We start from the raw sequence: 12,684 nt of genomic DNA on the forward strand, positions 1-12,684 counted from the left end.
CCGCGTGGGCGCGACCAGCCACAACGCCCCCGCACCCGCCAGCGAACCCTCACCCCACAGACGAGTAGGCCACAACCCCCCGCAGCAACAACTCAACAGCCTTCCGCGCATTCTTCGCCACAGTGGAAGACGCCTCGCCCCCAGTAACCGGCGCCGCAGCAGAAATCTGCCCCAACACATCGATCACCTGCTTACACCACCGAACAAAGTCCCCGGCCGGCATCTCCACCTCCCGCAGAACCTCGTCCAACCCCTTCCCACTGGCCCACATATACGCGGCCCAGGCAAACCCAAGATCAGGCTCCCGCTGCCCAACCCCCTCGGTCTGGGTGATCCGGAAATCCTCCTCAAGGGCATCAAGCCGCCCCCAGATCCGCACCATCTCCCCCAGCGCGGCCTTGGCCGCACCCGACGGCACCTTGGGAACAGTCGCGTCGTCACTGACCCGAGCCTCGAACACCAACGCCGAGACACACGCGGCGAGTTCGGCAGGAGCAAGCCCCTCCCAAACCCCCTCCCGCAGACACTCACTGGCCAGCAGATCAAGCTCGCCGTACAGCCGCGCCAACCGCTTCCCGTGCTCGGTGACCTCGTTGCCCCGCAGATAATCAAGGTCGGTCAGCAACGCGACGATCCGGTCGAAGGTCCGGGCGATCGTGTTCGTCCGCCCCTCGATCCGCCGCTCCAACTGCGTGGTGTCCCGCTGCAACCGGTGATACCGCTCTGCCCAACGCGCGTGATCCTCACGGTCGTTGCACCCATGACACGGATGCGCCCGGATCGCCGTACGCAACTGCGCGATCTCCCGGTCGTCCGCGGCCTGTGAGCGCTGCTTGCGGGCCCGCTCCGGCGGAATGTGCCCGGCCTTGGTGCGCAGCGCGGACGCCAGGTCCCGACGGGACTGCGGGGAACGGGCGTTGAAGGACTTGGGGATCCGCATCCGGTCCAACGCCTCGACGGGGACGGGGAAGTCCATCGACGCGAGCCGCTTGACCTGCCGCTCCACGGTCAGGACCAGCGGACGCGGCCCGTCGTGCTGCTCGAAGCCGCGATGGCCATTGGACCGCCCGGCGGGCAGTCCCGGGTCCAGCACCAGTGCCAGACCCGCGTACTTGCCGGTCGGGACATGGATGACGTCACCCGGCTTGAGCTTCTCCAGCGCCACGGCGGCCTCGGCGCGGCGCTGTGCCACGCCCTGCCGGGCCAGCTCGGTCTCCCGGTCCTTGAGCTCGCGGCGGAGCCGCATGTAGTCGTCGAAGTCGCCCAGGTGGCAGGTCATGGAGTCCTTGTAGCCCTCCAGGCCCTCCTCGTTCCTCTGCACCTGCCGCGAGATCCCGACGACCGACCTGTCCGCCTGGAACTGCGCGAAGGACGTCTCCAGCAGCTCCCGCGACCGATGCCGCCCGAACTGCTCGACGAGGTTGACCGCCATGTTGTACGACGGCTTGAAGCTGGAGCGCAGCGGATACGTGCGCGTGCCGGCCAGTCCCGCGAGGTGCTCGGGGCTGATCCCCCGCTGCCACAGCACGACGGCGTGGCCCTCGACGTCGATACCGCGACGGCCGGCCCGACCGGTCAACTGGGTGTACTCGCCGGGGGTGATGTCGGCGTGCTGCTCGCCGTTCCACTTGACGAGCTTCTCCAACACCACCGAGCGCGCGGGCATGTTGATGCCCAGCGCCAGGGTCTCCGTGGCGAACACGGCCTTCACGAGCCCGCGCAGGAACAGCTCCTCCACGACCTCCTTGAACGTCGGCAGCATGCCCGCGTGGTGGGCCGCGATGCCGCGCTCCAGGCCTTCCAGCCACTCGTAGTACCCGAGGACATGCAGGTCCTCGTTCGGAATGGACGCCGTGCGCTCCTCGACGAGCGCCCGCACCTTCTCCCGCGCCTCGTCGTCGTTGAGCCGCAGCCCGGCGTACAAACACTGCTGTACGGCGGCCTCGCAGGCGGCTCGGCTGAAGATGAACGTGATGGCGGGCAGCAGGTCTTCGTTGTCCAGCCGCTCGATGACCTCGGGGCGGCCCGGTGTCCACACCCGCGAACGCGATCTGCGCTCCCGCTCCCGGTCGGCCTCGCGCATGGCACGGCCGCGCTTGCGGTCCTGGTACGAGGGGCGCTGGGCCTCCATGCGGGCCAGGCGGGTGAGGTCGGGGTTGACGGCCTTCTTGCTGCCCTCGCCCTCCTCGAAGAGGTCGTACATCCGCCGCCCGGCGAGCACGTGCTGGAAGAGCGGCACGGGCCGGTGCTCGGAGACGATCACCTCGGTGTGCCCGCGGACGGTGTCGAGCCAGTCGCCGAACTCCTCGGCGTTCGACACGGTCGCCGACAGCGAGACCAGGGTCACCGACTCGGGGAGGTGGATGATCACCTCTTCCCATACGGCGCCGCGGAAGCGGTCGGAGAGGTAGTGCACCTCGTCCATGACCACATAGCCGAGGCCGAGGAGGGTCTGCGAACCGGCGTACAGCATGTTGCGCAGCACCTCGGTGGTCATGACGACCACCGGGGCTTCGGAGTTGACGCTGTTGTCGCCGGTGAGCAGGCCGACCTTGTCCGCGCCGTAACGGCGGCACAGGTCGGCGTACTTCTGGTTCGACAGTGCCTTGATCGGGGTCGTGTAGAAGCACTTCTTGCCCTGCTGGAGGGCGAGGTGGACGGCGAACTCGCCGACGATCGTCTTGCCGGAGCCGGTGGGCGCCGCGACCAGCACGCCCTTCCCCGCTTCGAGCGCCTGGCAGGCCTCGATCTGGAAGGGGTCGAGACCGAAGTCGTACATCTCGCGGAAGTCCGCGAGCGCGGTGGCCTGCTCGGCTGCCCGCAGGCGGGCTGCCGCGTACCGCTCGGCCGGGGAGAGGTCCTCTGTCATCGTGCTTTCGAGCGTACCGGGCGCCACTGACAACAGGACGATCATTATCCGTTCCCATGAGTCCTCCACACACGGAGACCGGCCGCCCCCGCTGGGGGAACGGCCGGTCTCGGCGGAGTTCGGGAGGTGATCAGGTCACGTCGTCATACCCGTTGACCCGGTCGGAACCGGTGCCGCTCGCCTGCTCGGGCAGAGTTGCCCGGCCGGCCGAGACGGCTTCGATGTCGCCGATGTCCTCGGGGGTGAGGTCCAGGTCCGAGGCCTCGTCGTCGTCCGGTCCCTCCGCCTCGCGGCGGCGCTTGCGCCGGTCGTTGAGCAGCGAGAAGACGACGGCGCCGAAGTACAGCACCCAGATCGGCCCGGCCAGGGCCAGCATGGTCAGCGGGTCGGTGCTGGGGGTGGCGACGGCGGCGAAGACGGTGATGCCGAGGATCATGGCCCGCCACCAGCCGAGCATCCGCGTGCCCGTCAGCGCGCCGGTGAGGTTCAGCATGATCAGCAGCAGCGGCAGCTCGAAGGAGAGGCCGAAGACGAGCACCATGCGCGTGACCAGGTCGAGCAGGTCGTCCAGCGGCAGCAGGTTGTTGACGTCCTTCGGCGTGAAGCCGATCAGCACCTTCGCCGTGGTGGGCAGCACCTTGTAGGCGAAGTAGGCGCCGCCGAGGAACAGCGGAACACCCGTGCCGACAAAGGAGAGCGCGTACTTCTTCTCGTTCTTGTGCAGGCCCGGGGCGATGAAGCCCCAGAGCTGGTACAGCCAGACCGGGGACGCCAGGACGACACCGGCCATCAGGGACACCTTCAACGCCAGCGTGAACGGCGTCAGCAGACCGTTGATCGTGATCTGCGCACACTGGTGGGTCTTGTCACCGGCCTTCTGCAGTTCCTCGAAGGTGGAGGCGCAACCGACCGAGTCCAGCACCGGCTTGGTGATGATGTTGACGATGTCGTTGTAGAAGAAGGCGGCCACGCAGGTCACCACGATGATGGCGAGCATCGCCTTCGCGAGCCGGTTGCGCAGCTCGCGCAGATGGTCCGCGAGGGGCATCCGCCCCTCGGGGTCCTTCTCCTTCGTGCGGGCAGACTTAGGCAACCCACGTCCTCATCTCGTGCGGCAGGCCGAGGGGGTCCCGGCCCTGCGTCAGCGCTTGGTCGTGTCCGACGGCTCGGTGACGGGACGCGCACTGGTCACGTCACCGGGGGCCGCCTGGATGGTGCGCTGCACGGACTCGTCGGTGTTCGGCGGGCCGGCGGGGGTGGGCGTGGTGCTGCCCTCTTCCTTCATCGCCTTGGCTTCGCTCTTGAGGATGCGGGCGGACTTGCCGAGCGAGCGGGCCATGTCCGGAAGCTTCTTCGCGCCGAACAGGAGCACGATGACGACGAGGATGAGAATGATCTCGGGAGCTCCGAGCCTTCCGAACATAAGTCTTTACCTTCTCACCGAGGCGGCTGGGGTGGGGTGCTGTCCGATCGGTCGGACATCTGTCCGACCTTCGTGCTGCCAGCGATCGTAACGCTCAGGGGTAAACGTGAGGCAATCCCCGTGCGTACTCCCGGTCCGCGCTCCGGGCCTCGTTATCCGGACCGCGATCAGCAGACTACCCGCCCCCACGGACAACGTGACAGGGCAAAGTGACGCGAAGCGCATGAGGCGCGCAACTCACACCCCACGCATACGTGACTCACAGTGCGTCGGCGGAACGGGCCGTCGCAACGGCCGCGCGCTCCAGGTCCTCGGCCGCCCGGTTGATGCGGTGCGCGGCGTCCGTGACCTGGAGTCCGAGCCGCCGCGCCTCCAGGAAGACCCGGACGGCGAGCACGCCGAGCACGGCGAGACCCAGGAAACCCACAGCTACCGCGACCATCGCCCAGAACATGGGGCGAGCCTAGACCCTGCTACCCGACGGAGGTCAGCCGCAGGGTCCTGACCCCGCCGCCGGTGAGCAGTTCGACGATCCGCTCGCCCGCGGGCTTGCGTACCGCCGCGCCGCAGTCGGGGCAGGTGAAGGAGTAGAAGGTGGTGCGGCTGGTGGCGCCGATGGCGAGGCGCAGGGCACTCGCCGCCAGTTCGAAGTTGCCCCGGCAGTCCGGGCAGCCCGCTCTGAACATCACGGGGACCACGCTCTTCATCCCGGCGAACGCGGCGGCCACCGTCATCTCCGGACCACCGGAGACCCCCTGGTCACCAGAGACGCCTGGGACACCAGTCATCGTCGACTCGCTCACAGCCCCTGCTCCTGCCTCTCGTCAACACCGTGCACTGCGTCAACAACACCCTGCGGGCCGTCGTACGCCGCCAACGCCTCGCGGGCGGCCCGGCGGGCGCTGTCGGCGAGGTCGCTCGGGGAGACGATCCGGCCGTCCCGCCCGAGCCGTAGGGCCAGGCGTCTCAGGGACGTCGGGTCGGGGGTGCGCAAGGTAATACGCAGCCCGCCGTCGGGAAGCTCATCGGCACTGTCGTGCGGGTAGTACTCGGCGACCCAGCGGCCGCCCGGGCCGACCTCGACGACGACCTCGGGGTCCTCGGCGGCGGGCTGCACCAGCGCCTCCGACAGGTCCCGCAGTTCGATCTCGGGGGGTGCGGACGGCTCGTCGAGGATCTTGATCTCGGCGACCCGGTCGAGGCGGAAGGTGCGGCGCGCCTCGGAGCGGCGGCACCAGGCCTCCACGTACGTGTGCCCGACGCTGACCAGCCGGATGGGGTCGATCTCGCGCTCGCTCAACTCGTCGCGCGCCGGCGAGTAGTAGCGGATCCACAGGCGGCGGCGCTCCGAGATCGCGCGGTCGACGTCCGCGAAGACCCCTCCCTCGGACTCGAAGGTCACCGACAACCGTGCGCTGGCCCCGGCCGCCTCACCGGCCGCCGCCTCCACCTTGGCGTTGGCCCGCAGCAGCGCCTGCCGGTCGCTCTCGCGCAGACCCGGGAGGGTCGATACCGCGCGGGCGGCCACCAGGAGGGCGGTCGCCTCGTCGGCGGCGAGCCGGAGCGGTTCGGCGACGTCGTCCGGGTTGTGCCACCAGATGCGGTCGCCGTCGGTGTCGATGTCGAGCAGGTCGCCGCCCCGGAAGCTGGTCCCGCACATGGGCAGCACGTCGAGGTCGGAGACCAGCTCGTCCTCGGTGATCCCGAAGGCACGGGCCACGTCCTCGATACGTGCCCCGGGGCGCTCCTTCAGATAGGTCACCAGGGAGAGCATCCGCCGGGTCTGGTCGATGGCGTTGACGGGCCTGACCGGTTTGCCTGCCACAGTTCTCTTCCGCTCCCCCTCAGCCCTTGGCCACGGCGCGCAGCCGGTCCACCACGTCGGCCCGCAGCTCGGCGGGCTCCAGGACGACGACGTCGGGCCCGAACTCCACCAGCCAGGCGTCCAGCCCGTGGCCGTACGGAATCTCCAACTCGTCCCAGCCGTCCCCGAGTTCCCGAACCGCGGCGGCTTTCGCCCGCAAGGGGTACCCGGAGCCCGTGCGCAGCCGGATCAGCGCGGAGCGGTCGGCGGTCTCTCCCGCCCAGCTCGCGACGGTCTCGCGCACGGTGACGACGTCGGGGATGTCCGCGGTGAACAGCCCGTTGCGCGAGCGCACCTTGCCGGTGATCCGGGACAGCCGGAAGACCCGCTCGGCCCCGCGGTCCCGGTCCCAGCCGGCGAGGTACCAGTGGCCGCGCCAGCACTCCAGCGCCCACGGCTCGACGCTTCGCGTCTCGGGTCGGGAGGCGGTGGCCTTGCGGTACTCGAAGACGACGGGCCGGCGGTCGCGGCAGGCCAGCATCAGCGGCTCGAACGACGCCTCGTGCACCGGAATGCGTGGTTCCAGGGCGCCGTGCGGCTCGTACGGGTCGAGGTCCTCGGGCATCCCGGCCGCGCGCAGCTTCTGCAGCGCACCACTGGCGGCACCGGCGAGCCGGGCCTGCTGCCAGACCTTGGCGGCGAGACCGAGCGCGGCTGCCTCTTCGGCGTCGAGGGTGATGGGCGGGAGGCGGTTGCTGTCGCGGCGGGCGAGATAGCCGACCTCGCCGTCCAGGTTCTCCACCGTCTCGATGACGAGCCCGAGTTCGCGCAGATCGTCCTTGTCGCGCTCGAACATCCGGTTGAAGGAGTCGTCGCTACCTGCTTCGAGGTAGGCCTCGATGGATTCCCGCAGCTCACGCTTGCTGAGCGGCCGCCGTGTCCCGAGCAGACACAGCGCGAGGTTCATCAGCCGCTCGGCCTTGGCAATGGCCATCGACGCCCTTCGCCTTTCTGATGATGCTTCCGACCGATGACCGTACCGCTCCGCGGTGCCGTGGCAAAAGCCGGACCAAAAGGTGAAGGCCCATGCGGACAGCATGGGCCCTCGTTCGACCAGGAACGATCAGCGCTTGCCGACGCCCACCAGGTCACACACGAAGATCAGCGTCTCGCCGGGACCGATCCGGCCACCGGCTCCGCGGTCGCCGTAGGCGAGGTGCGCGGGGATGACCAGCTGGCGGCGACCGCCGACCTTCATGCCCTGCACGCCCTGGTCCCAGCCCTGGATGACCTGCTTGACACCGAGCTGGAAGTCCAGCGGGGTACCGCGGTTCCAGGAGGCGTCGAACTCCTCGCCGGTGGAGAACGCCACGCCCACGTAGTGGACCTTGACGAAGTCTCCGGCCTGGGCGACCTCGCCGTCGCCCTCCCAAAGGTCCTTGATCTCGAGGTCCGCCGGGGGCTCGCCGCCCGGGAAGTCGATCTCGGGCTTCTCGATGCTCACGTCTCTAGCTCCTGCTTGTGTACGACAAGGCAACTCGGACAGTCTCGCATCCCGGCCGGGGTGGCGCTCCGGCCAGGCCCACCCCCGCAGCGGTCACATGGCCGCCAGGATGTCCACGGAGAACACCAGGGTGTCGCCCTTCTTGATGACACCGCCGGTCGGCGGGGTGTCGCCGTAGGCGAGGTCCGCGGGCGCGACGATCATCACGCGGCTGCCGATCTTCTTGCCGACGAGGCCCTGGGCCAGGCCCTTGACGACCGACTCCATGTCCTTGATCGCGAACTGGCTCAACCGCCCCTGGGAGTACGTCGATTCGAACTCCTTGCCGGTGCGCCAGATCACGCCCTTGAACTGGCAGAGGATCGACTCGGCCTCCTTGACGACGGCTCCGTCGCCCTCCAGGACGTAGTTCGACACCAGCTTCTTCGGCGGGTCCGCCTTGGGGATCGTGACCGAAGGGGCCTTGCCGTCGGTGTTCGTGCCGACCTTGGGCAGATCGGCGTCGGACTGCGCGACGACCGTGCCCTTGACGGAGCTCTTGGCGTTGAAGGCGCCCTGGATGTCGATCACGAACACCAGCGTGTCGGTGCCCTTGATGCCCGCCTGGGCGCTGCCCGCCGTGCCGTATCCCCAGGTCGGCGGGATGGCCATCTGGACGCGACTGCCGACCTTCTTGCCCGCCAGGCCGTAGCGCCAGCCGTCGATGATGCCGCCCTGCGCGAGCTGGATGACCAACGAGGTATTGCGGTCGTAGGAGTTGTCGAAGACCTTCGCCGTCGACCAGATCTGGCCCAGGTAGTTGACCTGGATGAAGTCGCCCTCCGCCACGGCCTTCCCGCCGCCCGCGATCACCGTCTTCACCGCGAGGTCCTTCGACGGAGTGCCGGTGCCCTTGGCGACGGTCGGCTTCTCGTCGAACTTCGTGCCCGCGGTGATCGCCGGCAGCGGGCCGTCCACGAGCTTCGGCGGCGGCACGGCCGAGGCCGAGGAGGACGGCGAGGGCGTGGGCGACGGCGACGCACTGGCCTTGCTTGAGGAGGAATCGCTGTCACCACACCCCGCGAGCGTCACAAGTCCTGCGGGAACAGCGATGAGAACGGAGCGTCGGCGCACGATGAAGGCCTCGTATCGGTCGATCTTGTTGATGGCGTGCGCGCAACTCTACGGCGTGGCACGGGCCCCGTACGTGAAACGTACGGGGCCCGTGTGGCGTACCGAATATGCATCCGGAGGTGGATATCCGGATACGTTCGCCTACATTCCGGCGATCAGTTTCTCCACCCTGTCGTCCACGGAACGGAACGGGTCCTTGCACAACACCGTGCGCTGGGCCTGGTCGTTGAGCTTGAGATGGACCCAGTCGACGGTGAAGTCCCGCCGCTGTTCCTGGGCCCTGCGGATGAAGTCGCCGCGCAGCCGTGCCCGAGTGGTCTGCGGCGGAACGGACTTGCCCTCGAAGATCTTCAAGTCGTTGCAGATCCGGGCGGCTTGGCCCTTCCTCTCCAGGAGGTAGTAGAGCCCTCGGCGACGGTGGATGTCGTGGTAGGCGAGGTCGATCTGCGCGACCCGCGGGTGGGACATCGTCATGTTGTGCTTGGCCCGGTACCGCTCGATCAGCTGGTACTTCATGACCCAGTCGATCTCGGTCCCGATCCGGTCGAGGTCCTCGGCCTCGATCGAGTCCAGCACCCGGCCCCACAGTTCGAGGACCTGCTCGACGGTGCCGGTGCGGATGCCGCGGCGCTCGACGAAGTCCACGGCCTTCTCGTAGTACTCGCGCTGCACCTCGATCGCGGAGGCCTCGCGTCCGCTGGCCAGACGCACCTTGCGCCGGCCCGTGAGGTCGTGGCTGACCTCGCGGATCGCCCGGATCGGGTTCTCCAGGGTCAGGTCGCGCATCACCGTGCCCGCCTCGATCATGCGCAGCACCAGGTCGGTGGCGCCGACCTTGAGCAGCATGGTCGTCTCGGACATGTTCGAGTCGCCCACGATGACGTGGAGACGGCGGTAGCGCTCGGCGTCCGCGTGCGGTTCGTCCCGGGTGTTGATGATGGGCCGGGAACGCGTCGTCGCCGAGGAGACGCCCTCCCAGATGTGTTCGGCGCGCTGGCTGACGCAGTACACGGCGCCGCGCGGAGTCTGGAGCACCTTGCCCGCGCCGCACAGAAGCTGACGCGTGACCAGGAACGGGATGAGGATGTCCGCGAGCCGGGAGAACTCGCCGTGCCGTGCCACCAGGTAATTCTCGTGGCAGCCGTACGAGTTGCCCGCCGAGTCGGTGTTGTTCTTGAAGAGGTAGACGTCGCCCGCGATTCCCTCCTCGTGCAGGCGTCGTTCGGCGTCCACCAGGAGTCCTTCGAGAATGCGCTCGCCGGCTTTGTCGTGGGTGACCAGTTCGGTCACGTTGTCACATTCGGGGGTCGCGTATTCCGGATGTGAGCCCACGTCGAGATAGAGCCGGGCGCCGTTTCGCAGAAAGACATTGCTGCTGCGGCCCCATGACACGACACGGCGGAAGAGGTACCGAGCCACTTCGTCGGGAGACAGACGCCGCTGTCCCCTGAACGTACACGTGACGCCGTACTCGTTCTCCAGCCCGAAAATGCGGCGGTCCATGACTGAACATTACGCCCGATCGCCTGTGCTGAAACGGGGTTCGGCAGCACGGTTTGGATCATTTTCCGATGAAGCCGCAACGACCGCACCCACGGCGGGAGCTGCGAGGACCCGCCCGGTGGTCAGCAGAACCAGCAACGACACGGCCCCCGCGACCCCCGGCACGGCGAACCCCCACAGCGCCCCACCGGCCTGTACGACCGGCCCCGCGACGCCCGTTCCGACCGACGCCCCCACGGTGAACGTGGTCACAAGCCACGAGAAAGCCTCGGTGACCGTCCCCTTGGGCGCGTGCCGGTCGACGATGATGAACGCGCAGGCGAGGGCGGGCGCCAGGAACACCCCGGCGAGCACGGTCAGCAGCACCATGGCCACCGCGCCCGGCATCAGCATCAGCGGCAGGTAACACGCCGCCAGCAGCCCCACCAGGACTCGCAGTCGCCGCTCCGGCACCCCGCTCCACTGCCGCGCCCCGTAGACCGTGCCGCCCAGCAGCGCGCCGAGACCGATCGCCGCCATCAGCCAGCCGTAGACCACGTCACCGCCGTGCCCGTCGGCGTACGGCACGGACGCGACCGTGATGGACCCGAGCGCCATCCCGACGAACAGGAACGCGCCGAGGAGCGCCAGCAGCCCCGGCGAACGCAAGGCGCCCAGCCAGTGCGCCTCGCGCGGCGCCGAGCGCCACGCGCGCGAGGGCGGCGACACGACTACGGAGAGGGCGCCCAGCACCCCGATGACGTTCAGCACGAGCAGCGCCACGGGGGCGGACCACAGCGCCACGAACACCGTGACGAGCAACGGCCCGACGGTGAACATGACTTCCTGGGCGACCGCGTCCATGGCGTACGCCGTGTGCACCTGGTCCTCCCGGCGCAGCACCGCCGGCCACAGCGCCCGCAGACCGCCCTCCAGGGGCGGCGCGAAGAGACCGGCGGCCGCTACGGCGACGTAGGAGAGGGGCAGCGGATCGGTGCCCCAGAAGGCGAAGACGGCCATCGAGAGCGCCGACAGGACCGCGGCGGGCAGCTGCACACGCGGCTGCCCGTGGACGTCCACCAGCCGCCCCAGGAGGGGCTGCCCGACCGCGTTGGCGATGCCGTAGACGGCCGCCAGCGCCCCCGCGAGGCTGTAGGTGCCACCCTCCGCGCGGATGAACAGCACGATCGCGATCGCGGCGGTGGCGTTCGGCAACCGCCCCACCAGCGTGCCCACCAGCAGCCGGGTGGCGTGCCTCGCCCTGAGGATCTCCAGATATCCCACGGCCTCGTACCGCCCTCCCCCTCACCGTCACGCATGAGGTTTTACGTATAACGTCCTCTGTCATACGTACCATGTGCGCTGTTCGCGAGTCCATACGGAGTCCCTACGGGGTCCTCATCAAGGAGTAGTCCGACGGTGGCACCAGCCAGCACCCGCCCCACGAGCCGCGACGTCGCGCAGGCCGCCGGCGTCTCCCAGGCCGCGGTCTCCCTGGTGCTCGGCGACAAGTGGCGCGGCCGGGTCTCGGCCACGACCGCCGAACGCGTCCGCGAGGCCGCCCGCGACCTGGGCTACCGCCCCAACCTCGCCGCCCGCAACCTCCGCCTCGGCCGCACCCGCACCGTCCTGCTCGTGGTCCCGGTGCTGACGACGGAGTTCTTCGCCGGCGTCTACACGGGCGCCGCCCGGGTCGCCGCCGAACACGGCTTCGGCGTCGTCCTCTACCCCTCCCCCGAGGGCATCGGCCCCGCCCGCGACCCCTTCGCCTCCGCCCAGGCCGCCCTCGACGGCGTGATCGCCTCCTCCATGGCCGCCGACGCCCTCACCGCGATCCGCGGCGACCAGCTCCCCCTGGTGATGCTCGACAGCGACCCCGAGGGCAGCCTCGGCGCGGCCACGGTCAACCTGGACATCGCCGACGGCGTCCGCCAGGTCGCCGAGCACCTGCTGGGCCTGGGCCACCGCGACTTCCTGCACCTGGCCGCCGACGTCCCGTCCTGGACCTTCGAGGTACGCGCGCGTGAACTCGCCGCACGGGTGGGCTCCGTGGCAGGCACCTCGGTACGAACGACCCGCGCCCCCATCTCGATCGAGGGCGCCCAGGCCGCCGCCGAAGCCGCCCTCGCCGACCCGGGGTCGCGGGTGACCGCCCTGGTCTGCGACGACGACAAACTCGCCGCCGGCGCCTACAAGGCGGCCCGCCGCCTGGGCCTGCGCATCCCCGACGACCTCTCCATCACCGGCCTCGACGACCTCGCCCTCGCCACCGCCATCGACCCGGAACTGACCACCGTCCGCCTCGACGCCGAACTCTTCGGAGAACACGGCATGCGCGCCCTCCTGGCGGTCCTGGACGGCCGCGTACCGGAGGAGGGGGACATCCCGGTGGAACTGGTCGTACGAGGGTCTACGGGGCCACCAGGCGCCGCCTGAGGCGGCTGCTACGACGTGTGCCCCGGCCGATCACCGGCCGGGGCACACGAGGA

12 protein-coding genes are annotated in these 12,684 nt (G+C 69.3%); 1 reads left to right on the top strand and 11 read right to left on the bottom strand.

Going from position 1 to position 12,684, the window contains the following annotated elements:
• Positions 1-49: 49 nt before the first annotated feature.
• From SPR02S_RS21660 to SPR02S_RS21710, 11 genes are all read right to left on the bottom strand, one after another.
• Positions 50-2,914 (bottom strand): DEAD/DEAH box helicase, encoded by a 2,865-nt coding sequence (locus SPR02S_RS21660; RefSeq protein WP_019059095.1) that lies wholly within the window; start codon positions 2,912-2,914, stop codon positions 50-52.
• 85 nt (positions 2,915-2,999) lie between these two features.
• Positions 3,000-3,962 (bottom strand): twin-arginine translocase subunit TatC, encoded by a 963-nt coding sequence (tatC, locus tag SPR02S_RS21665; protein ID WP_026150755.1) that lies wholly within the window; start codon positions 3,960-3,962, stop codon positions 3,000-3,002.
• Positions 3,963-4,010: 48 nt separating this feature from the next.
• Entirely contained in the window at positions 4,011-4,292 is a 282-nt protein-coding gene (gene tatA, locus SPR02S_RS21670; protein WP_019059097.1) for a Sec-independent protein translocase subunit TatA, read from the bottom strand.
• Positions 4,293-4,551: 259 nt separating this feature from the next.
• Positions 4,552-4,746: a hypothetical protein gene (locus SPR02S_RS21675; protein ID WP_019059098.1), complete on the bottom strand. Its 195-nt coding sequence runs from the start codon at positions 4,744-4,746 to the stop codon at positions 4,552-4,554.
• 19 nt (positions 4,747-4,765) lie between these two features.
• Complete coding sequence (locus tag SPR02S_RS21680) at positions 4,766-5,080, bottom strand: hypothetical protein (protein ID WP_052347026.1); 315 nt, start codon at positions 5,078-5,080, stop codon at positions 4,766-4,768.
• A gap of 11 nt (positions 5,081-5,091) precedes the next feature.
• The gene (locus tag SPR02S_RS21685; protein ID WP_019059100.1) at positions 5,092-6,117 is read right to left on the bottom strand and encodes a helix-turn-helix transcriptional regulator; all 1,026 of its coding nucleotides are present in this window, start codon (positions 6,115-6,117) and stop codon (positions 5,092-5,094) included.
• A gap of 19 nt (positions 6,118-6,136) precedes the next feature.
• Entirely contained in the window at positions 6,137-7,090 is a 954-nt protein-coding gene (locus tag SPR02S_RS21690) for a helix-turn-helix transcriptional regulator (RefSeq protein ID WP_019059101.1), read from the bottom strand.
• A gap of 129 nt (positions 7,091-7,219) precedes the next feature.
• On the bottom strand, positions 7,220-7,600 hold the full coding sequence (locus SPR02S_RS21695) for an FKBP-type peptidyl-prolyl cis-trans isomerase (RefSeq protein ID WP_019059102.1): 381 nt from the start codon (positions 7,598-7,600) through the stop codon (positions 7,220-7,222).
• A 93-nt stretch (positions 7,601-7,693) separates the two neighbouring features.
• Positions 7,694-8,713 carry an FKBP-type peptidyl-prolyl cis-trans isomerase gene (locus SPR02S_RS21700; protein WP_026150756.1) on the bottom strand — a complete coding sequence of 340 codons (1,020 nt, stop codon included), beginning with the start codon at positions 8,711-8,713 and terminating at the stop codon, positions 7,694-7,696.
• Between the two features lie 141 nt (positions 8,714-8,854).
• A complete protein-coding gene (pafA, locus tag SPR02S_RS21705) occupies positions 8,855-10,216 on the bottom strand; it encodes a Pup--protein ligase (RefSeq protein ID WP_019059104.1) in 1,362 nt (453 codons plus the stop codon).
• Positions 10,217-10,225: 9 nt separating this feature from the next.
• Positions 10,226-11,479, bottom strand: coding sequence for an MFS transporter (locus SPR02S_RS21710; protein WP_019059105.1), 1,254 nt, complete (start codon positions 11,477-11,479; stop codon positions 10,226-10,228).
• Positions 11,480-11,614: 135 nt separating this feature from the next.
• On the opposite strand from SPR02S_RS21710, the gene SPR02S_RS21715 reads away from it, so the two are divergent.
• Complete coding sequence (locus SPR02S_RS21715) at positions 11,615-12,631, top strand: LacI family DNA-binding transcriptional regulator (RefSeq protein WP_019059106.1); 1,017 nt, start codon at positions 11,615-11,617, stop codon at positions 12,629-12,631.
• Positions 12,632-12,684 lie beyond the last annotated feature (53 nt).

The organism is Streptomyces prunicolor NBRC 13075 (assembly GCF_000367365.1).
In the GTDB taxonomy this organism is placed as follows: domain Bacteria; phylum Actinomycetota; class Actinomycetes; order Streptomycetales; family Streptomycetaceae; genus Streptomyces; species Streptomyces prunicolor.

Excerpts from the sequence above, each read along its gene's own strand:
- SPR02S_RS21690 (WP_019059101.1), bottom strand. The coding sequence starts at position 7,090 with ATGGCCATTGCCAAGGCCGAGCGGCTGATGAACCTCGCGCTGTGTCTG.
- SPR02S_RS21660 (WP_019059095.1), bottom strand. The coding sequence starts at position 2,914 with ATGATCGTCCTGTTGTCAGTGGCGCCCGGTACGCTCGAAAGCACGATG.
- SPR02S_RS21675 (WP_019059098.1), bottom strand. The coding sequence starts at position 4,746 with ATGTTCTGGGCGATGGTCGCGGTAGCTGTGGGTTTCCTGGGTCTCGCC.
- tatA (WP_019059097.1), bottom strand. The coding sequence starts at position 4,292 with ATGTTCGGAAGGCTCGGAGCTCCCGAGATCATTCTCATCCTCGTCGTC.
- pafA (WP_019059104.1), bottom strand. The coding sequence starts at position 10,216 with ATGGACCGCCGCATTTTCGGGCTGGAGAACGAGTACGGCGTCACGTGT.
- SPR02S_RS21680 (WP_052347026.1), bottom strand. The coding sequence starts at position 5,080 with ATGACTGGTGTCCCAGGCGTCTCTGGTGACCAGGGGGTCTCCGGTGGT.